Raw genomic sequence first — 19,356 nt, 5'->3', positions numbered from 1 at the left:
AACTTATCGCATAAGACTTGACTCTTATGCAATAAGTTCCTACCGTCTTCACCAAGCAGCGTGGAGCCAGCTCACAGGCCTACGCCAAGCACCAAATCGTTCTTTTCGGGATACAGGGGACAGCCATGTCGGAACGCGCACACCCGCGGACAGCCAAACAGGAAAGCTGCCGGGAAGAGTCCGTCGAAAGCCGTTGGGAGCGGTTCGGAGAGCGGGTACGGGCAGCCCGGGAACGCCTGGGCCTGTCGGTCGAGGAGCTGGCCCAGGACGCCTTCGTCTCCCCCAGCCGGATCAACGGCATCGAGACCGGCACCAGCGAGCCTCAGCGCAACGACGCCCGCCACCTCGACGGCGCGCTGGAAGCGGAAGGCGTGCTGTGGGACGCCTGGGCACAGACGTTCATCACCACCAGCCTCCGCGCCGGTGCCACAGCCGCCGACCTTCTCCCCCAGGCGTTCCAGGTCCGGGCGTACGCGCCCCTCGTCCTGCCCGACAGCTTCCTGACCGAGGACTACGCCCGCGCGCTGAACCGGGCCGAGCGCCCCATGGAAGCTGCCTTCCTCGCCAGGGACCGACCCGCGTTCTGCAAGCTCTACAGCACGGCATCCGGACCGCCGTACCACTGCCTGATCGTCGACGAAGGCGCCCTCACCCGGCCCGTCGCCCCTCCCAACGTCATGCGCGGCCAGTTGTCCCGCCTGCGCGACCTGGCCGACAGCGACAGCATCACCGTGCACGTGGTTCCGGAGGGCACCGCGCCCCATCCCGGCCTGCGCGGAGCGTTCTGGACGCTGGCCTTCTCCCCGAGGCACTGCCTGGCCTACACCCCGCACCCGCGCGGGCCGGGCCACCTGGTCACCGACGCCACCCACATCAAGGGCTACGCCGACCTGTTCGCCACCCTCCAGGGCGTGGCGCTGTCGCCAGCCGACTCGCTGCGGCTGCTGGACCAGGCGGTCGAGCGCTTTCCCGAGAAGCCCCGGCGTCGCGCCCTCACCGTGGGCGGCGTTGAAGGATTCGGCGATACCCACGGAACCACCACCGTGGCCAGGGCCTGACCAGGCGGTTCGTCCCCACGTGTTCCCGGTCGGACACGTTGAAGCCCTGGCAGGCGTTAGCGCGCCTCCAGGGCATGACCAGCACTCGAAAACCCAACAGAAAAGGAGATACCGGCATGGTCATTGTGCCGCAGACCTCGCCGATCACCGCCGACCCGGAACGGCGCTGGGAGCCGCGCCTGTACCCCGGAGCCCTGGCCACCGCCAGCCGCGTGCGCTCGGACCTGCGCGCCGACCTGATCCGGTTCACCGAGAGCGGTGACGATCTGATCGAGACGGTGGTGCTGTGCGCCAGCGAGATGTTCGCGAACGCCGTCGAACACTCGCGTTCCGGTGAGGCCGAGGGCCGGGTCATCCGGACGCTGGCCGTTCACACCACGCTGGACGGCAGGACTGTGCTGCGGCTGTCGATGATCGACGACGGCGCCAAGGACGCCAGCCCCCGCATTCCTCGCCAGCGCACGGCTGAGGAATGGCAGGAAGCCGAGCGCGGCCGGGGTCTGCTGCTTGTCGAGAACCTGTCGGTGGCCTGGGGGTTCCGTCCCGTGCTGGAGTTCCCCTTCTGTGCGGGGCTGGGGACGGTGACCTGGGCGGAGTTCGGGCTTCCTGGCTCAGAGAAACCTAGGGACGCTCGATAGCTCCATCCCCGCGTGCGCGGGGAGCACTCGTGGTAGTCCCGGTCGAACGGGTCCAGCTTGGGATCATCCCCGCGTGCGCGGGGAGCACATCCACAGGTACCGCTGCACGACGGCGACGTGGGGACCATCCCCGCGTGCGCGGGGAGCACAGGCCCGCCTGGTCCACATGCACGAGTTCATCGGGACCATCCCCGCGTGCGCGGGGAGCACATGTCCACAGCCGGGACCAGGTACGGGCGCGTGGGACCATCCCCGCGTGCGCGGGGAGCACATGTCCACAGCCGGGACCAGGTACGGGCGCGTGGGACCATCCCCGCGTGCGCGGGGAGCACGCCAGCGGCACCGCCCCGTCCGGCACGTGCGGGGGACCATCCCCGCGTGCGCGGGGAGCACGGGACCTGGACGGGCGCGCGGGCCGCGTCGACGGGACCATCCCCGCGTGCGCGGGGAGCACGCCAGCGGCACCGCCCCGTCCGGCACGTGCGGGGGACCATCCCCGCGTGCGCGGGGAGCACGGGACCTGGACGGGCGCGCGGGCCGCGTCGACGGGACCATCCCCGCGTGCGCGGGGAGCACACCAGCGTGGCGACGTCCAGCCGCACGGGTGTGGGACCATCCCCGCGTGCGCGGGGAGCACCGTAGCACCAGCGCCGTGAGCTGGTCACCGCAGGGACCATCCCCGCGTGCGCGGGGAGCACCTCGACATCAGAAAGCGGGGTCGCCGTCGGCGGGGACCATCCCCGCGTGCGCGGGGAGCACGATCACGTCGACGATGACCATCGACCGGGGGTGGGACCATCCCCGCGTGCGCGGGGAGCACACTTCGCCGTCGCAGCCCCAGCAGATCCTCGTGGGACCATCCCCGCGTGCGCGGGGAGCACACTTCGCCGTCGCAGCCCCAGCAGATCCTCGTGGGACCATCCCCGCGTGCGCGGGGAGCACCCCGTGTACGCGGAGCGCCAGCACGACGAGGAGGGACCATCCCCGCGTGCGCGGGGAGCACGGCACCACCAACCCCGACAGCCCGTCGCACTGGGGACCATCCCCGCGTGCGCGGGGAGCACCTGGTGGCGGGGCTGGTGGTGGTGGCCGGGGTGGGACCATCCCCGCGTGCGCGGGGAGCACACTGGGAGCGTGGACCTGTTCCAGCCCGTCCCGGGACCATCCCCGCGTGCGCGGGGAGCACCACACCACCACCCGGCTGCCAGCGCCGTTCCTGGGACCATCCCCGCGTGCGCGGGGAGCACGCCCCGCGATGGCCTTGCCGTACTGCCGACTGGGGACCATCCCCGCGTGCGCGGGGAGCACCGGAGTTCCACCTGAGCGGCGTAGTCGGCGGTGGGACCATCCCCGCGTGCGCGGGGAGCACAGTCAACGACCTGCAAACTTACCAGCGGCAAGCAGCCGTTTTTCCAACTTCTCGAAAAACAGACACCGAAGACATAAAACCCAGCAACCCCACAACTCCCCTAACGACCGCCGACCCCATAAGCAGCGAGGAACACCCGCACGCCCTCCTCCGCATGCTGGCACAGTTCCGCCTCTGTCGGAATGGCTTCGTCCCCCAGCAGCATCGCCCGGTTCACCGGCTCCGACATCACCAGCCAGTTGAAGTGGGACGCCGCCCGCAACGGCTCCCCCACCGCCAACAGCCCCCTCTCCCCCAGCCGGGCGAAGCTCTCCGCCAACCCCTCGATCGCCCGCTGCGGCCCGCACTCGTACAGCACCCGCGCCAGCTCGGGGAACCGAGCGACCTCGCCGATCACCATCCGCCTCAACCGCATCAGCCGCGGCGTGAGCACCACCGTGAGCTGCCGACGCGCGTAGTCACGCAGGTACGCCTCCACGTCCTCGATCCGGTCGGGCTCGGGCGTCTCGTCGCGCACCGCGTCCCCCGCACCCGAGGTCATGCTGGTGACGATCTCGACGAACAGCCCCTCCTTGCTGCCGAAGTGCTTGTAGACCGTCTGCTTCGACACCCCCGACAGCGCGGCGATCTCGTCCATGTTGGTCCCGAGGTAACCACCCCTGAGGAAGACCTCCTCCGCGGCGCCCAGGATGGCCCGGCGCTTGCGGGCCGAGCGACTCAGCTCCTCCTCCGCTGGCGGGTTCACGCTGTCCAACACCTCGTCTTCGTCGTTCCAGGTTTCGTTTCGACCCTTTTGTCCTATGGGTACCGTACGGTCTAGTTCCACACCACATGCGGTACTGGACGGTCCAGTTTGAAGGCGGACCGAACGCGGTAGCGCGTCAGAGGGAACGGAAAAACCCCATGTACGTCAAGTTCGCCGAACTCCCCGTCTTCGACCAGGAGCGGGCCAAGGCCTTCTACACCGACCGCCTCGGCTGCACCGTGGCGACCGACGCGCCCATGTCCGAAGACGGGTGGCGGTGGATCGAGCTCGGCTTCCCCGGCTCGCGGACCCGCCTGCACTTCCAGCGCCGCGCGGACGAGAACCCGTCAGCCGAACCGGTCATGGTCCTGGTGACGGAGGACGTCGAGGGCACGGTCGAGGCCCTGCGCGCCGCGGGCGTGGAGATCGTCACCGAACCGGGGGAGGCGATGTGGCAGCCGGGGGTCACGGCCGCCGAGTTCCGCGACAGCGAGGGCAACCGCATGGTGCTCAGCGACAGCTGACCAACGGGCACGCAAGAGGCAGGGAGACGCAGACATGTCGCACCACTCGTGCCACTCACCGGGAGCGCACACGTTGAAGGTGCCGGGTGCCAGCATCCACTACGAGGTCCGCGGTTCGGGCCCCGTGCTGCTGATGATCCCCGGCGGCCCGCAGGACGCGGGCGTCTACACCGCCCTGGCCGAGCACCTGGCCGACCGCTACACGACCGTGGCCTACGATCCCCGCGGCAACTCGCGCAGCGAGCTGGACGGCGAGCCCGAGGACCAGCGGGTGGAGGTGCACAGCGACGACGCCGCCAGGCTGGTCGCCGAGGTGGGCGGGGGCCCGGCCTACGTGTTCGGCAACAGCGCGGGCGCCCAGATCGGGCTCGACATGGCCGTGCGCCACCCCGGGGCGGTGCGCGCGCTGCTCGCGCACGAGCCGCCCTGCCTCATGCTGCTCGACGACCCCTCGGAGGTGCTCGCCCGCGACCAGGAGGTTTACGACACCTACCGGCGCGAGGGCGTGGAGGCGGCGATCGGCAAGTTCATGGCGCTGAACGGCCTGGACGAGGAGGACGGGGAGGCGCAGGAGGAGGACGGGCCGGAGCCGGAGGGCGCCGCAACGGAAGGGCCGATGCACGAGGACCCCGAGACCTTCGAGCGGGTCAGCGGCAACTTCGGGTACTTCCTGGCCCACGGGCTGATGCCGCTGTCGCTGTACCGGCCCGACGTGGAGGCGTTGCGGGCGGGCGGGGTCCCGGTGACGGTGGGTCTGGGCGACGCCTCCGCCGGGAAGCCCATCCACGACATCGGGCTGGCGCTGGTGCGGCTCCTGGGCACGGAGCCGGTCGCCTTCCCCGGTGACCACACGGGCTTCGGAACCCATCCCCGCGCCTTCGCCGAAGCCCTGCACGGCGCGCTGGACGGCGCACCGGAGCGGCGCTGACCGACCGGGGCAGCACCGACCGGCCGGAGCAGTGTTGGCCGGATGTGGTCAGGACCGCCCGGTCCCGACCACGCCCTTCCCCGGCACCGGCCGGGGTTTCGGACGCACACGACCGGGCGGTCCGGCCTGTCCGCTCCGGCACGCGCCCCGGAACCGGCCCGCACCGCCCCGCTCCGTCACGCCACTCCACGCGCGGGGCGGGGCGGTGCGCCAGGTGCCGGGTTCAGTCCCGCTGGACTCCCTCCGGCCAGATGACCTCCACGGGCACGCCCCTCAACCGCGCCGCCTCGACCGCGTCGGCGGTCCCGCCTCTGCCGTCGGCGGGCTGACCGTCCCAGACCGCGAACATCAGCTCCACCCAGTCCAGGACGGCCTCGTTGGCGTCCTCGTAGGCGGCGCGGCCAGCCCGACGGTGCGGCATGTAGCGCACCAGTGAGGAGCGCACGAGCAGGTCGTCGAAGCGGTCGAGGTTGGCGGGTTTGACCTTGGCCTCGCGGTAGTCGGCCGAGGGCAGCACCACCTCCAGTCTGCCCCCGACGTCCAGCACGGCCTCGGCGAAGAGCTGGTCCGCGCCGCGCGCCAGGCAGGAGACGCCGACCAGCCTGTCGTCGGCATGGGGGTCGAGTGCCGCCACCAGCGCTTTGCGCACCAAAGTGACGCTGTCGCCGGAAAGATTCGAATGACCGGTGATTCCGATACGAGTCACGTCATCCCTTTCACATTTCGCTGATGGTGCAGCAGCGTATGTGATAACTCATCGCGGACCGCGGCCACGTGCGGGTCGCGGTGGTGCGTGGCGGACTCGGTGTACCAGTCGCGCAGGCGTCTGCGGACCCTGCCCGAGCCCAGGGAGGGTTCGAGGGCCGCGGCTTGGCGCACCACCCGGGCGGCCTCGGCGGGCTCGTCGAGCAGCAGGTAGGTGCGGCCCAGCCCGATGAGGTCGAAGGCGCGGCCGCGCTTGCCGGAGGGCGCGCGCAGCTGGAGCGCCTTGGTGATGTAGGCGGCGGAGGACTCGGCGTGCCTGCGGCGCGCGCCCGGCTCCTCCTGGAGCACCGCGAGGTCGCGGTAGCGGGCGCCGACCACCCCGGCCAGTTCGGCGTGGTCGAAGCCGCCCACCCAGTCGGGCACCTCCTCGCCGTTGGCGCCCTCCAGGAGGTCCTCGGCCTGGATGACCGTGCGGCGGTAGGCCTCCGACCTGCCCATCCGCGCGTAGGACCAGCCCTCGCGCGTGCGCAGCATCGCCCGGACGAGCGCGGGCGCGCCGGTGGAGTCCGCGCTGTCGAGCGCGAGGCGGGAGATGTCCAGGGCGTCCTCGGGCCGGTGCAGGTCGAGCATCTGCCGGGCCATGTCGGCCAGGACTCCGACGCCGTAGGGGCGGTGCTCGGGTCCGGCCTGGTGGAGCGCGCGCAGGGAGAGGGTGTAGTACCGCTGCGCGGTGGGGTGGTCCCCGGCGTCGAAGGACATCGAGGCGACGGTCTTGGACAGTTCGGCCATCACCGCGAACAGCCGGTTCTGCACGGAGGCGGGCTGGGGGGTCTCCACGAGTTCGGACACCTCCGAGAGCTGTCCGACGACGGCCTTGCGGCGCACCCCCAGGCGCCACCGGTCGTTCCAGTGCCGCAGCGCCACGGTGGCGGCCTCGATGCGCCCCAGCTCGGCCTCTCCGATCGTGCCGCGGACCAGGCCGGGGGCGGCCGGGCCGGGCAGCAGCCAGTGTTCCAGCGTCTCCGTCAGTGCGGCGCCCATCAGGAGCGCGCCGCCGACCGCGAATGCGTCTCTGCGTTTCATCAGGTCCTTCAGCGTGATGTCGACGATGTCCTGCGCCGTTCTGGACGCGGACCATAAATCGCCTTCTTGCAGAGAGGATTCTGTCCAGGAAACGCCCTTCGAATACTCGTCACCCGAATCCGCGAGGCCAAGGGTCCGGCGGGCCTCGGACGGCATGGCCAGGCCGTCGGCGATGCGCTGCCACGTGCTGAGCGCGGTGACCAGGCGTCTTCCCGCCATGATCGCACTCACGTGTGGCTGGGCCATGTCGACGGCGGAGCCGATCGTCTGCTGGCTGGCACCGGTGTGCTGTCGGACGAGCCCGAAGAGGGCTCCGGCGTCGTGCTCGGCCAGCGACCGCAGGACGTCGGCACGGGCCCAGAAAGCCCGTGACGGGGAAAGACGTGGACCGACCTGGGATTTCGTCATGCATACCGCCGGTGTATATCGGCACGGAATTCCGTCCTCGTGGACGAACGGCGTTACATCTTCCGTAGTAATCCTTACCCGGAAACTCCCGTCCCCGTAATGGACGCAAGACCCTGGTTCGTCCATGCCGGGGACACCCCCCGAGGAGAAGAGCGGTGACCTCCACCCCACAGGCAGGGCACGGCGGCGGCACGGGCCACGGGTCCGGAGCCGGTGTCGGTGCTGTTCACACGAGCGATAGGCCCGTCCGGCGGCGCGGAAGGCGCAGTCGGAGCGGGCGTCCCGGACACATCGGACTCGCCGAGTGCCCCGGACTCGTCGAAGACGTCGAGCACCCCGGACGCATCGGACTCATTGGGCGAACCAGCCACACCAGAACCTTTGGTTATCGCGAACGCGTCGGGAACGTCGAGCGTCCCGGACACATCGGATGCGTCGAGCACCCCGGGCACGCCGAGCGTGCTCCGTCCGCCGGACACTCCGGACCTGTCAGGTACGGCGAGCGCATCAGGTACGGCGGACATGTCGGGCACGCCTGTCACGCCCGGCGTGCCCGGCGTGCCCGGGGCGTCAGCGCACAGTGCGTCAGACGGTGCGGGAGGTGCGGCAGATGATCCCCCCGCACGAGAGGATGGTCGAACGCCTCGTCGAGGAGGGCGCTCTGGCCGCGGAGTGGCGCGGGGCCTTCGCGGCGGTACCGCGGCACCTATTCCTGCCCGACGAGATCGCCGCCCCCGACACGGGCGTGCCCGTCGACCGCTACCGCGGCGAACTGCGGTGGCTGGAGGCGGCCTACGCCGACGTTCCCGTCGTCACCCAGGTCGACGACGGCGCCCGCTACGGCCCCGGAGAGCCCACGTCCTCGTCCCCTGCGCCGTCCTCGGTGGCCGAGACGGTGCAGCGGCTGCGACTGGCACCGGGCATGCGGGTGCTGGAGGTGGGCACCGGCAGCGGGTACACCGCCGCCCTGCTCGCCCGGTTCCTGGGCGACGACGCCGTCACCTCGGTGGAGATCGACTTCGAGCTGGCCGAACAGGCGCGGGTGCGGTTGATGAGCGCGGGCCTCACACCGCTGGTGGTCAGCGGGGACGGCATGCGCGGCTGGGCCGGGCGCGCACCCTACGACCGGGTGGTCAGTGCGGTGACCGTGCAGCGCGTCCCCTACGCGTGGGTGGCGCAGTGCCAGCCCGGCGGACGCGTCCTGACTCCGTGGGGAACCGCCTTCCACCACGGGGTGACGGCCGATCTCGTGGTCGGCCCGCACGGGACGGCGCACGGCAGGTTCACCGGGCACACCGACCGCATGTGGGCGCGCGCGGACCGCACCCCGCGCCACCTGCTGGAGACCTACGTCCGCCCGGACGACGACGAGCACACCACGACGTGCTCCCGGCTGCACCCGGGAGAGGTGGTCGGCGACTCCGACGGAGCCTTCGCGGTGGGGTTGCAGCTGCCGGACGTGCATCGGATCGTCCGGCTCGGGGGCGGCCCCGAGGACCCGCGGTTCACGGTGTACCTGCTGGACTCCTCGACCTGGTCGTGGGCCTCCTGGCACATCGACCCCGGGCACCGGGACCAGGGCTACGAGGTGCGCCAGCACGGCCCCCGCAGGCTGTTCGACGAGTTGGAGGCGGCCCACCTGCTGTGGGTGGAGGCGGGGCGTCCCGTCCACACCCGGTTCGGACTGACGGTGTCGGCCGAACACCAGCTGGTGTGGCTGGACGACGAGGCCACGATCTTCGCCGCCATGAGGTGAGGAGGCCGGCGGAGCGCTGGCGCCGCGTGCTCCCGGGGTTTCCGGGGCCTCCGAGAACGCCGAGGCATGAAGGCACACAGACACGACAGAACACCAGGACCAGACGGACCGCGAAGGCCGTTCCCGTGGGAACCGCCCGTGCGGCCGTCGCACGAACCGAGGAGAAGACAGATGACCGTCCTGCCACGCCCACGGCGACCGCTCGACCTGGACAGGCGCTGGAAGCGCCGCAGCTACCCCGCCAACCTGGCAGCCATCCGAAGAGCCCGGGCCGACCTGCGTGCCGACCTGTCGCGGGTCTCGGGCGCCGACGAGGAACTGGTCGCGGCCGTGGTGCTGTGCGCCAGCGAGATGCTGACCAGCACCATGGGGCGGGTCCTGCCCAGCGGAAGCGGGGCGGAGGTGGTGCGCACGCTCGTGCTGCGCCATGACCCCGGCGGCCGCCGCGTCCTGCGGCTGTCGGTGGCGGACCGGTGGATTCCGGGAGCCCTGGCGAGCGTGCCGGGTCCGGAGGCGGACCAGGACTGGCGGGAACTCGCGCTGGGGCAGGGGCTGCTGCTCATCGGCCACTTCTCCGCCCGCTGGGGAACCCGTCGGGCCGGTGCGCCGGGCGAGGACGCGGGTCGTGTGATCTGGGCCGAGTTCGACCTCGCGCCGCGGTGGAGCCCGCGCCGGGTGGCGGCGTAGGCGGTTCGGGCCCCGGGTTGGAGCTGGGCCCGGGGCCTGGCTCGCGGACGGGCGCGGTGACCGGACCGGGAGGCGGGCCGGTGGACGAGCACGCGGACCGGCCCTGGAAGCAGGCTGGCGGACGGGCCCCGGCGGGGGAAGGCCGGGGCCCGACGCGGAACCGGACCGCGGCCGTGAACCGAACCGCGCGGCGAACCACTCCGGTGCCGGGGCTGGAACCGGCACCGGACCGGAGCGGGCCCGACCGGGGAAGGGTCGGTCGGGCCCGGCCGGGAAAGGGCACCGGACCACGGCGACTCCGGCCGGATACGCGCGTCGGTCCGCGGCGGGCCCCCCGACAAGGACTCGACGCCACCCCCGGCGAACTCCGGGCGCCCCCGAACACACGAAGAGTGTCCCCCGTCACACTCGCGGATCCTTGAGTGTGCCGTGTCGGCATGGTTTCTCCTGATCTTCGACTCCCCGGTCTCACCGGGCACGAACGAGAGGAACGACATGGCACTGCCCGACCTGGTCCCGGTCGAGGACTTCTTCAGCCCGCCGGAGCGCGCTGATGCGACGATCTCGCCGGACGGAACCCGCATCGCCTACCTGGCGCCGTGGAAGGACCGGCTCAACGTCTGGGTCCAGGACCTCGACCAAGCCGGAGAGTTCGACGGCGAACCGCGCTGCGTGACCGCGGACGAGAGCCGCAGCGTGCAGAGCTACCAGTGGACCGACGATGCGCGCTGGCTGCTCTACCTCCAGGACAGCGGCGGCGACGAGAACTGGCACCTTTTCCGGGTCGACCTGGACGCCGCCGAGCCCACCACAGTGGACCTGACCCCCTTCCCCGGCGCCCGTGTCGTCAGCTTCGAGCCGTCCCGGGGACGCCCGGGGAGGATGACCGTCTCGCTCAACGCCCGCAATGTCGCGGAGTTCGACCTGCACGAGCTGGACGTGGCCACCGGCGAACTCACCATGCTGGCCCAGAGCCCCGGCGCCGCGAGGATCTGGACGCGGGGAAGGGAGGGCGAGCTGCTCTCCACCACTCTCAACGAGAACAACGACTTCGAGATCTCCCGTCACGACTCCGCGACGGGCACCACGAGCAGCGTCCTGGTGTACGACGGCGCCGACTATCCGCTGGGCGTCTTTCCCGCACAGGTCACACCGGACGGGACCGGGATGTGGGTCGGCTCCAGCCGGGGCACCGACCGCACCCGCCTGGTACGCGCCGACATGGCCACGGGTGAGGAGACCGAGGTGGACAGCCACCCGGACTTCGACATCGACACGCGCGCGCAGGTCTCCACCCTTCCCCCGCCGCTGATCCTCGACCACCGTGGCGAGCTGCTGGGGGTGCGCTACCTGGGCGAGCGCCAGGTCATCCATGCCCTGGACCCGCACTTCGCCGAGGTGCTGGCCGAACTGGAGAAGCTGTCCGAGGGGGATGTGGCGGGACTGTCGTCCGACGCCGACGGGCGGCGGTGGGTCGTGAGCTTCACCCACGACCGCGACCCGGGCGCGACCTGGTTCTACGATCACTCCACCGGGGAGTCCCGGCTGCTGTTCCGCCCCCACCCGCACCTGGACCCCGACGCGATGGCCCCCATGCGGCCGGTCACCGTCACCGCCCGGGACGGCCTGGAGATGCCCTCCTACCTGACCCTGCCGGTGGGCGTGGAGCCCGAGAACCTGCCGATGGTGCTGATGGTGCACGGCGGCCCGTGGGCGAGGGACGCCTGGGGCTTCGACCCGACCGTCCAGCTGCTGGCCAACCGGGGCTACGCCGTGCTCCAGGTCAACTTCCGCGGCTCCAACGGGTTCGGCAAGGCCCACATGAAGGCCGCGATCGGCGAGTTCGCCGGGAAGATGCACGACGACCTCATCGACGCCGTGGACTGGGCCGTCGCACAGGGCTACGCCGACCCGGACCGGGTGGCGATCTTCGGCGGCTCCTACGGCGGCTACGCCGCGCTCGTGGGGGTCACCTTCACCCCCGGCCGCTTCGCCGCCGCCGTCGACTACGTCGGCATCTCCGACCTGGCCAACTTCATGCGCAACCAACCGGCGTTCGTCCGGCCCGCGCTGGCCAACAACTGGTACCGCTACGTCGGAGATCCGGACGTCCCCGAGCAGGAGGCCGACATGCTGGCCCGCTCACCGATCAGCCGGGTGGACCGGATCACCACACCGCTGATGGTGGCGCAGGGCGCCAACGACGCCCGCGTGGTCAAGGCCGAGTCCGACAACATCGTCGCCGCGCTGCGCGAGCGCGGCGTGGACGTGGAGTACCTGCTCAAGGAGGACGAGGGACACGGGTTCGTCAACCCGGAGAACCAGCTCGACCTCCACCGCACGGCCGAGCGCTTCCTCGCCCGCCATCTCGGCGGACGCCGGGACTGAGCCCGGCTGGGCCCCGGCCGCACGGGGGCGGCCGGGGCCCAGCCCTCCCACCGTGTCCCGGCCGGGCGGGGCCGACGATCGCGGGGCCCGCGGGACCCGTGGGCCACCCGACCGGTCAGGGCCGTTGGTCCGCCTGCTCTTCGGCCTGCCGGTCGGCTTGCCGATCTGTCCGCTCTTCGGCCTGCTGGTCGGCTTGCTGGTCCGCCATCGCCGCGCGGGAGAGGCGGTTGAGGACATCGAGCTGGGCGGGGTTGTACAGGTCGTTCAGCGCCGCGGTGAACGCCTGCTCGGCCTTGTGCCGGTCGATGGCCGTCGTGGCCTCGGAGATGCGCAGCTCCGGACGGTCGGACAGAACCTCGCGGGAGGCGTGCCACAGCCGTTCGGCTAGCTCGTGCCGGGTCTGCTCGTCGGCGTCGGTGGGCAGGTTGTTGAACTCCTCGTCGGAGGAACCGGAGCCGTAGGCCCGCGCCAACTCCGTGAGGGCCCGCTGCGTCTGCGGGGTGAACAGGCGCGCCATGACCGCGGTCAGCGAGCGGTCGGCCTCGGTCATGGCGATCCCGGCGGTGGCCAGGGCCATATCGGGCGGTAGTTCGGTCGGCCCGGACCCGCGCAGGGCCAGGGCCAGCTCCTCGCGCATCCGCCGCAGGCGTTCGATGGCCTGGACGAGTTCGTCGTCCAGGGCCCGCAGCTCCTGTTCGGGGTAGGCGTCGGCCTCCCCCATCTCGGCGATCTGCACCAGGGAGAACCCCAGGTCCGACAGCCGTTTGACGCGAAGGACCCGCACCAGGTGCTCGACCTTGTAGTGCTTGTAGCCGTTGGCGCCGCGCTCGGGTTCGGCCAGCAGACCGACCTCGTGGTAGTGCCGCACCGTCCGCAGGGTCGTTCCGGCCAGCTCGGCCAGTTGACGGGTGCTCCACGCCATGACGTTCCCTCCGCGCTCACGGTCCGGTGGCCTTCGCTCCACCGGGAACGCTAGTGCAGACCAAGCGGTACGCAGTCCGGGGTGCGCGGCCCGTGCCGCGTGTCCGGTCGTTGTGGGCCGAGGACCGCGCACCCGACCGGGAGTTGCCCGGCCGGGCGGCACAGTGGTCGGCTGTGCGCGGATGAGCGGGGTGGATGCCTCTCCGCGGGCGGACAAGACCGGTTGTCTTTCCCCGGGTTGTCTTTCCACAGGCAGCCCCGTTGCCTTTCCACAGGCGGATGGTGCGGACTGGTGGGGTGACGACCGGGGGACGTAGGCTCGAATTCGGGGGCTGTCGCGCCACCCATGAGCGCGTCACGCGCCCCCGAATCCAGTGTCCCCCGGCCCGCCCTACCCGGCCAAGCCCCGATCCGTCCCTGTGGACAGACGCCCGGGGGCTGGCTCCCTGGAACGAGCTCCCGGAACGGATTCCCAGGGACAGGCGACCTGAGCCTCAGGTCCCGAGCGACCGGGAGTCAGCTCCCGAGCCCGGCGCACACGAGCGGTCCTCAGACCGGACGGCGCGGACCGCGGCGGCGCGAGGCCGACCCGCCACGCGCAGACGACCCTCCGCGCTCGGTCGAACCACCGCGCGAGGCCGCCGCACCACGTCCAGCCGCCCCGCCGCCCGAGGCCGCACTACGCCCAGCCGACCCGCCGCGCGCAGCCGACCCACGCGATCCGCCGCGCGAGCCCGCTCCGCGACCGCCCTGGCGGCGCTGCTCCTCCCGGGGAGCGCTGGGCAGGGTCACCGGAACACCGGACGGCTCCCGGGCACCGGTCACCCGGGCCAACTCGGGGTCGTCGGCGCTCACCTGTGCGACGTGCGCGTCGATCCGGGCCCGCTGCATCAGCCTGGCCATGTCCCGCCGCTCGCTGGGCAGCACGAGCGTGACCACGCTGCCCGTCTCGCCCGCGCGCGCGGTGCGCCCGCCCCGGTGCAGGTAGTCCTTGTGGTCCGTCGGCGGGTCGATGTTGACCACCAGGTCCAGGCCGTCCACGTGGATGCCGCGCGCGGCGACGTTGGTGGCGACCAGCGCGGTGACCGTGCCGTCCTTGAACTGCTTGAGGGTGCGCGTGCGCTGGGGCTGGGACCGGCCGCCGTGCAGCGGCGCCGCCCGGACGCCGCTGTTGAGCAGGTGCTTGGCCATCCGGTCCACGGCGTGCTTGGTGTCCAGGAACAGGATGACCTGCCCCTCACGGGCCGCGATGCGGGTGGCGGTGTCCTGCTTGTCCATGTGCGACACGTGCAGGACGTGGTGCTCCATGGTGGAGACGGCGCCCTCGGACGGGTCCACCGAGTGGACCACCGGGTCGTCGAGGAACCGGCGGACCAGGGTGTCGACGTTGCGGTCCAGGGTGGCCGAGAACAGCATGCGCTGGCCCCCGGTCGGCACCTGCATCAGGATCGCGGTGACCTGCGGCATGAAGCCCATGTCGGTCATCTGGTCGGCCTCGTCCAGGACGGTGACGTCCACCCGGTCCAGGACGCAGTCGCCGCGCTCCATCAGGTCGCGCAGACGGCCCGGGGTGGCCACGACCAGCTCCACACCCTGCCCCAGGGCGCGGGCCTGGCGGCCGATGGGCATGCCGCCCACCACGGTCGTCGTGCGCACGCGCAGCGAACGGGCGTAGGGGGCGAGCGAGTCGTTCACCTGCTGGGCGAGTTCGCGGGTCGGCGCGAGCACCACGGCCAGGGGGTGGCGGGGCTCGGCCACGCGGCCCTCCAGCCGGGCGAGCAGCGCCAGCCCGAAGGCCAGGGTCTTGCCCGAACCCGTCTGGCTGCGGCCCAGGACGTCGCGCCCGGCCAGCGAGTTGGGCAGCGTCGCCGCCTGGATGGCCGACGGTGTGGTCAGGCCCTGGCGGGCCAGCGTCGACTTCAGCGGCGCGGGCATCTCCAGGTCCTGGAAGTCGTGGACCGGGTCGAGCGCGGGGGTGGTCGAGACCGGGAGCGCGAACTCTCCGGAGGGGCGTCCTGCCTGGCGCCCGCCGGAGCCGCCGCGCTGGGGACGTCCGCCGGACGGGCGGGGCCGCTGACGGCCGTAGCCGCCGGAGGGGCGGCCGCGGCGCGCGTCGGTACGGGGTTGGTTCATATGGGGCCTTTCGCCGCCGACGCGTGCCTGGCGGGAAGCCCTCGGGGGCTTCGGCGTGTGACACCGGGTGTGCGCCGGAAAGAGTCTTCGAGGATCCACGGCCGGCACGGAGAACCCGGGGTCGTGGCGGAGTAGCCGGACCAGCGCCTGTCGGAGAACGACGGCCAGAGAAACGGTCCGGGAAAAACAGAACCGGGGAGGGGCCGCTGCCGCGAGGGCGGGCCCCTGCCCCGGAAGGAGTCTGAGCTGGGTCAGATCAGGGTGATGTTGTCGGCCTGGAGGCCCTTGGCACCCTGGGTGATGTCGAAGTCCACGGCCTGGCCCTCCGCGAGCTCGCGGTAGCCGGTGCCCTGGATGGCGGAGTAGTGGGCGAAGACGTCGGGGCCGCCGCCGTCCTGCTCGATGAAGCCGAAGCCCTTTTCACCGTTGAACCACTTGACCTTGCCGGTCGCCATGGGTGTTCCTCTCGTTCGGGAGTATGAAGAAAACCGCGGTCTGACGATTTTCCCGTCACTGCGGCAATAACCCGAAAAAGATGTACATCCAACGGGAATCACGACTGCAACTCCACTGAACCTAGCACACCTTCTCCCCCGCGCCACAGAAATACCGTGTGTCACATGGCACCGGAAAACGTGGTAAGGATCCAGCCGGAAAACACGTTGGTCCCGGACCCTGCCCCCGGCCCCGGCGAACGCCGCGACGGGCGCACGCTCGCCCCGCAGCCTCAGCGGCGCGGGGACAGCACGGCGGGCAGTCCGAAGTGCCGGAAGAGCGAGGTGTCGAAGAACATCACCGTGTGGGCGACCGCGTCCGCCCCGGGCGCCAGCTCCAGCACCTGGATGCCGAACGCCCGGTGGACGCCGTCGCCGCCCCGCATGTACAGGGCGAAGGCGGGCTGTCCGTTGGCCCCGGTCGGCACCAGCGCCATGTCGCCCGGCCCGCTGGCCGGGCAGTGGGCGGCGATGAGGCGGCCGATGTGCTCGGCGCCGCGCACCCACGTGGCGAAGGGCGGCATCTCGAACACCGCGTCGGCGGTGAACAGCTCGGTGATCGCCGAGATGTCGTAGGACTCGAACGCGTCGACGTAGCGGTTCAGGACCTCGCGCTGTTCCGGCAGGGGCTCGGCCACCTCCTCCTCGATGGGGGTGACCCGGGCCAGCTGGGCGCGGGCCCGCTGGAGCAGGCTGTTGACCGCGGGGACGGAGACGCCGAGGGTGTCGGCGACCTCGGCCGCGCTGTAGCGCAGCACGTCGCGCAGGATCAGCACCGCCCGCTGCCTGGGTTGCAGGTGCTGGAGCGCGGCGACCAGGGCCAGGCGCACGCTCTCGCGCGCGGCCACGACCGCACCGGGGTCGTCCACGCCGACCAGGGCGTCGGGCACCGGCTCCAGCCAGGGCAGCTCCGGGCGGTCGGCCAGTTCGCCCTCGGGCTCGGCGGCGGGTCCGCCGAGCCCGGTGGGCAGGGGCCGCCGCCGACGCCTGTCCAGGGCGGTCAGGCAGGCCGTGGTGGCGATCCGGTGGAGCCAGGTGCGCAGGCTGGAGCGGCCCTCGAACCGGTCGTAGGCCTTCCAGGCGCGCAGGTAGGTCTCCTGCACCAGGTCCTCTGCGTCGTGCACCGACCCCAGCATGCGGTAGCAGTGCGCGAACAGCTCGCGCCGGTAGGGGTCGGCGAGACTCATGAAGTCCTGGTCGGACGCGTGTTCCACCACGACCGTCACGTTACGCCTCCTGTATGACAGAACACACGTTCCCGAACGGGTCGGCGAACCACGCCACCGTCGGGACGCCCCGCGAGACCCCCTTGCCGTCCTGGTCGAAGCCCTCGTAGCGGAGCATCCCGACACCGCGGCGGGCGAGCTCGTCCACGACGGCGTCGATGTCGTCCACGGGGAGGTTGAGCACGGTGAAGCCCGCGGGCTCGTGGTCGGGCTTGGGGTATACGAGGACCGCCCGGCCCTCCCCCAGGTCGATGCTGAGCAGGCCGTGTTCCTCCATGCCCTCCACGGGTCCGACCGTGAGCCCGAGGGTGGTTCCGTAGAACTCCCTGGCCCGGTCGGGGTCGCGGACGGCGAAGGAGCCGAAGGCCCTGGTGGTGTCGAACACGGTCCTCTCCTAACTCTCGCGCGCCATGGCGGCGCGGTGTTCGTCGCTGAGCTGGATGATCTGGACGTGGTTGCCGTCGGGGTCGACGGCGGTGCCGAACAGGCTGCCGTCGCGGTCCTCCAGGGGTGCCAGCCATCCGGTGCCCCGCGCGTCCACGCGGGCGGCGACGGCGCGGGCGTCGTCCACGTCGACGTTGAGGATCATGCGGGTCGGGTCGCCCGCCCTGGGCGCGACGTCGTCCCGGCGGTCGATGAGCAGGTGGAAGGCGCCCAGGCGCAGGACGCGGTAGCCGTCCATGTCGACGTCGTCCTGGGGTGAGAGGACGTCGGCGTACCAGTCGTGCAGGCGGTCGGGGTCGGTGGTGGCGAGGAGCATGCCGTCGAGGTTGGGGCGTTCCATGGTGTCCTCCGGGTGGTGTGGTGTCCGGCTTCGCGTCATCGGGTGCGGGCCGCAGTGCCGGTCGGCACCGCCGGTCCCGGGCGGTCCCGGGTCCGGTGCCGCTCACCCGTACTGACTCGCCGGGGTGCGCGGACTCATCGGCCGACGGCGGTTCTGCTGCCACCGTTTTCCGGGCGGGTTCGGCCGCCACCGGTTCCCCTTCCGTCAGCCGCCCGCCGGTCCGGGCGCCGGAGCGCTCTCGACCCCGGCCTGCGGCGTGTCCGCGGCGCCCTCCCCTCGGCGTCCACCGGTGCCTGCGCTGGTTCGGGCTCCGGCGGTGTCCCCGACGGCGCGGTGCTCGGGGAGCAGCAGGGGCGCGCACACCAGGGGCAGCAGCATGACGGGGACACCGAGCAGGAACACCGACCCCGTCAGAACCACTCCAGGAGAACCCTGCCCACGACCGGTCCGATGGTGGTGCCGCCCATGAAGCAGCTCGTCCACGATGTTCCGGGCGGTGCCGTGGCGCGGGGTGACGCAGGGTTCGTTCCCGGTCTGCGCGGGTTCCGCGCCGGTCACCGGAGCGGCCGGAACGGTCGGCTCGGAACACGGCGGTGGGGCCGGGCCCCGCGCATCGCGGGAACCGGCCCCTTCCGGTGCCTCAGCGGCTCAGCCGCCGGAAGCGCCGCAGCGCCAGCGGCACGAAGACCGTCATCAGCACCAGCGGCCAGACCACCGCCATGAGCAGCGCGTTCTGCGCGATCCAGGAGTCGTTGGCCGCCACCGGGTTGCCGAACAGGTCGCGGGCCGCGATCACCGTCGCCGACAGCGGGTTCCACTCGGCCACCGGCACCAGCCAGTCCGGCATGGTGTCGGTGGGCACGAAGGTGTCCGCGACCATGGCCAGCGGGAAGACCAGCGAGAAGAACTTCATCGCCGCCTCCGGACTCCGCACCACCAGCCCCAGGTAGATACCGATCCAGGTGAAGGCCAGGCGCAGCAGCAACAGCAGCCCCAGAGCCGCCAGCGCGGAGAGCGGGCCCTCGTGCCACCGCCAGCCGACCAGCAGCCCCATTCCGGCCAGCACCGCCAGGTCCACCACCGCGGAGAGCACGTCGGCCAGGCTGCGCCCGGCCAGCAGCGAGGCGGGGGCCATCGGCAGCGTGCGGAACCGGTCCACCACGCCGCGCCCGGCGTCGGTGACCACCGCGATCGTGGTGTTGCCGATCCCGAAGGCCATGGTCAGCGCGAACAGTCCCGGCATCAGGAACTCGCGGTACTCCTCGCCGGGAGCGTCCATGACCGCGCCCATGGCCTCGCCGAAGACGAAGCCGAACAGCAGCACGGCCAGGACGGGGACCATCAGCGTGCCGACGAGTTCGTCGGGCTTGTAGACCAGGTGCAGCAGGTAGCGGCGCGCCACCACCCAGGTGTCGGCCAACGCCCAGCGCGCCCGCGCCAGGGGTCCGGGATCCTCCGGAACCGGACGCTGCGCCTCGGTCGCGGACGCCATGGCGCCTCCCTCCTCCG

At 71.8% G+C, this 19,356-nt stretch carries 16 protein-coding genes, 2 pseudogenes and 1 CRISPR repeat array; of the genes and pseudogenes, 7 read left to right on the top strand and 11 right to left on the bottom strand.

Annotation, left to right across the window (positions count from 1 at the left end; genetic code table 11):
* Positions 1 to 125: 125 nt before the first annotated feature.
* Both PV789_RS10965 and PV789_RS10960 read left to right on the top strand, forming a co-directional pair.
* Positions 126 to 1,058 (top strand): helix-turn-helix domain-containing protein, encoded by a 933-nt coding sequence (locus PV789_RS10965; protein WP_274977308.1) that lies wholly within the window; start codon positions 126 to 128, stop codon positions 1,056 to 1,058.
* A 74-nt stretch (positions 1,059 to 1,132) separates the two neighbouring features.
* A pseudogene (locus tag PV789_RS10960) lies at positions 1,133 to 1,570 on the top strand (ATP-binding protein); the annotation flags it as partial.
* Positions 1,571 to 1,694: 124 nt separating this feature from the next.
* Positions 1,695 to 3,065: a CRISPR direct-repeat array (repeat unit 29 nt; unit sequence GGGACCATCCCCGCGTGCGCGGGGAGCAC).
* A 100-nt stretch (positions 3,066 to 3,165) separates the two neighbouring features.
* Here PV789_RS10960 and PV789_RS10955 read toward each other — a convergent pair.
* Complete coding sequence (locus PV789_RS10955; RefSeq protein WP_274977307.1) at positions 3,166 to 3,810, bottom strand: TetR/AcrR family transcriptional regulator; 645 nt, start codon at positions 3,808 to 3,810, stop codon at positions 3,166 to 3,168.
* 158 nt (positions 3,811 to 3,968) lie between these two features.
* Between PV789_RS10955 and PV789_RS10950 the strand changes: the two genes are divergently transcribed.
* Positions 3,969 to 4,334 carry a VOC family protein gene (locus tag PV789_RS10950; protein ID WP_274977306.1) on the top strand — a complete coding sequence of 122 codons (366 nt, stop codon included), beginning with the start codon at positions 3,969 to 3,971 and terminating at the stop codon, positions 4,332 to 4,334.
* A gap of 34 nt (positions 4,335 to 4,368) precedes the next feature.
* Positions 4,369 to 5,262, top strand: a complete 894-nt coding sequence (locus PV789_RS10945) for an alpha/beta fold hydrolase (protein ID WP_274977305.1) — start codon at positions 4,369 to 4,371, stop codon at positions 5,260 to 5,262.
* Between the two features lie 223 nt (positions 5,263 to 5,485).
* On the opposite strand, the gene PV789_RS10940 is transcribed toward PV789_RS10945, so the two are convergent.
* Both PV789_RS10940 and PV789_RS10935 read right to left on the bottom strand, forming a co-directional pair.
* Entirely contained in the window at positions 5,486 to 5,968 is a 483-nt protein-coding gene (locus tag PV789_RS10940) for a hypothetical protein (RefSeq protein WP_274977304.1), read from the bottom strand.
* Positions 5,965 to 7,458: an NsdA family TPR-like regulatory protein gene (locus tag PV789_RS10935; RefSeq protein ID WP_274977303.1), complete on the bottom strand. Its 1,494-nt coding sequence runs from the start codon at positions 7,456 to 7,458 to the stop codon at positions 5,965 to 5,967. The genes PV789_RS10940 and PV789_RS10935 overlap by 4 nt, the downstream gene beginning before the upstream one ends.
* Before the next feature lie 610 nt (positions 7,459 to 8,068).
* Here PV789_RS10935 and PV789_RS10930 point away from each other — a divergent pair.
* The 3 genes from PV789_RS10930 (at position 8,069) to PV789_RS10920 (ending at position 12,289) form a co-directional block, all read left to right on the top strand.
* Complete coding sequence (locus PV789_RS10930; protein ID WP_274977302.1) at positions 8,069 to 9,214, top strand: methyltransferase domain-containing protein; 1,146 nt, start codon at positions 8,069 to 8,071, stop codon at positions 9,212 to 9,214.
* Positions 9,215 to 9,385: 171 nt separating this feature from the next.
* Entirely contained in the window at positions 9,386 to 9,901 is a 516-nt protein-coding gene (locus tag PV789_RS10925) for an ATP-binding protein (protein ID WP_274977301.1), read from the top strand.
* 495 nt (positions 9,902 to 10,396) lie between these two features.
* Positions 10,397 to 12,289, top strand: coding sequence for a S9 family peptidase (locus PV789_RS10920; protein ID WP_274977300.1), 1,893 nt, complete (start codon positions 10,397 to 10,399; stop codon positions 12,287 to 12,289).
* Positions 12,290 to 12,404: 115 nt separating this feature from the next.
* On the opposite strand, the gene PV789_RS10915 is transcribed toward PV789_RS10920, so the two are convergent.
* The 8 genes and pseudogenes from PV789_RS10915 to PV789_RS10880 all read right to left on the bottom strand — a co-directional run bounded on the left by PV789_RS10915 (position 12,405) and on the right by PV789_RS10880 (position 19,339).
* Positions 12,405 to 13,211 (bottom strand): MerR family transcriptional regulator, encoded by an 807-nt coding sequence (locus tag PV789_RS10915; protein WP_274977299.1) that lies wholly within the window; start codon positions 13,209 to 13,211, stop codon positions 12,405 to 12,407.
* A 548-nt stretch (positions 13,212 to 13,759) separates the two neighbouring features.
* Positions 13,760 to 15,343: a DEAD/DEAH box helicase gene (locus tag PV789_RS10910; RefSeq protein ID WP_274977298.1), complete on the bottom strand. Its 1,584-nt coding sequence runs from the start codon at positions 15,341 to 15,343 to the stop codon at positions 13,760 to 13,762.
* A gap of 251 nt (positions 15,344 to 15,594) precedes the next feature.
* Positions 15,595 to 15,798 carry a cold-shock protein gene (locus PV789_RS10905; RefSeq protein WP_274977297.1) on the bottom strand — a complete coding sequence of 68 codons (204 nt, stop codon included), beginning with the start codon at positions 15,796 to 15,798 and terminating at the stop codon, positions 15,595 to 15,597.
* A 272-nt stretch (positions 15,799 to 16,070) separates the two neighbouring features.
* A complete protein-coding gene (locus PV789_RS10900; protein ID WP_274977296.1) occupies positions 16,071 to 17,063 on the bottom strand; it encodes a sigma-70 family RNA polymerase sigma factor in 993 nt (330 codons plus the stop codon).
* Between the two features lies 1 nt (position 17,064).
* Positions 17,065 to 17,448 (bottom strand): VOC family protein, encoded by a 384-nt coding sequence (locus PV789_RS10895; RefSeq protein WP_274977295.1) that lies wholly within the window; start codon positions 17,446 to 17,448, stop codon positions 17,065 to 17,067.
* A 9-nt stretch (positions 17,449 to 17,457) separates the two neighbouring features.
* On the bottom strand, positions 17,458 to 17,847 hold the full coding sequence (locus tag PV789_RS10890) for a VOC family protein (protein WP_274977294.1): 390 nt from the start codon (positions 17,845 to 17,847) through the stop codon (positions 17,458 to 17,460).
* A 327-nt stretch (positions 17,848 to 18,174) separates the two neighbouring features.
* Positions 18,175 to 18,329 (bottom strand): annotated as a pseudogene (locus PV789_RS10885) (MFS transporter); the annotation flags it as partial.
* 158 nt (positions 18,330 to 18,487) lie between these two features.
* Complete coding sequence (locus tag PV789_RS10880; protein ID WP_274978110.1) at positions 18,488 to 19,339, bottom strand: ABC transporter permease; 852 nt, start codon at positions 19,337 to 19,339, stop codon at positions 18,488 to 18,490.
* Positions 19,340 to 19,356: the final 17 nt, after the last annotated feature.

It is taken from the genome of Nocardiopsis camelliae, from assembly GCF_028993595.1.
Taxonomy (GTDB): Bacteria; Actinomycetota; Actinomycetes; order Streptosporangiales; family Streptosporangiaceae; genus Nocardiopsis; species Nocardiopsis dassonvillei.
This window is presented reverse-complemented; position numbering and strand designations above follow the sequence as displayed.

Coding starts and splice junctions, on each gene's coding strand:
- PV789_RS10920 (WP_274977300.1), top strand. CDS start 10,397: ATGGCACTGCCCGACCTGGTCCCGGTCGAGGACTTCTTCAGCCCGCCG.
- PV789_RS10950 (WP_274977306.1), top strand. CDS start 3,969: ATGTACGTCAAGTTCGCCGAACTCCCCGTCTTCGACCAGGAGCGGGCC.
- PV789_RS10965 (WP_274977308.1), top strand. CDS start 126: ATGTCGGAACGCGCACACCCGCGGACAGCCAAACAGGAAAGCTGCCGG.
- PV789_RS10890 (WP_274977294.1), bottom strand. CDS start 17,847: ATGGAACGCCCCAACCTCGACGGCATGCTCCTCGCCACCACCGACCCC.
- PV789_RS10915 (WP_274977299.1), bottom strand. CDS start 13,211: ATGGCGTGGAGCACCCGTCAACTGGCCGAGCTGGCCGGAACGACCCTG.
- PV789_RS10930 (WP_274977302.1), top strand. CDS start 8,069: ATGATCCCCCCGCACGAGAGGATGGTCGAACGCCTCGTCGAGGAGGGC.
- PV789_RS10925 (WP_274977301.1), top strand. CDS start 9,386: ATGACCGTCCTGCCACGCCCACGGCGACCGCTCGACCTGGACAGGCGC.
- PV789_RS10905 (WP_274977297.1), bottom strand. CDS start 15,798: ATGGCGACCGGCAAGGTCAAGTGGTTCAACGGTGAAAAGGGCTTCGGC.
- PV789_RS10880 (WP_274978110.1), bottom strand. CDS start 19,339: ATGGCGTCCGCGACCGAGGCGCAGCGTCCGGTTCCGGAGGATCCCGGA.
- PV789_RS10910 (WP_274977298.1), bottom strand. CDS start 15,343: ATGAACCAACCCCGTACCGACGCGCGCCGCGGCCGCCCCTCCGGCGGC.
- PV789_RS10935 (WP_274977303.1), bottom strand. CDS start 7,458: ATGACGAAATCCCAGGTCGGTCCACGTCTTTCCCCGTCACGGGCTTTC.
- PV789_RS10945 (WP_274977305.1), top strand. CDS start 4,369: ATGTCGCACCACTCGTGCCACTCACCGGGAGCGCACACGTTGAAGGTG.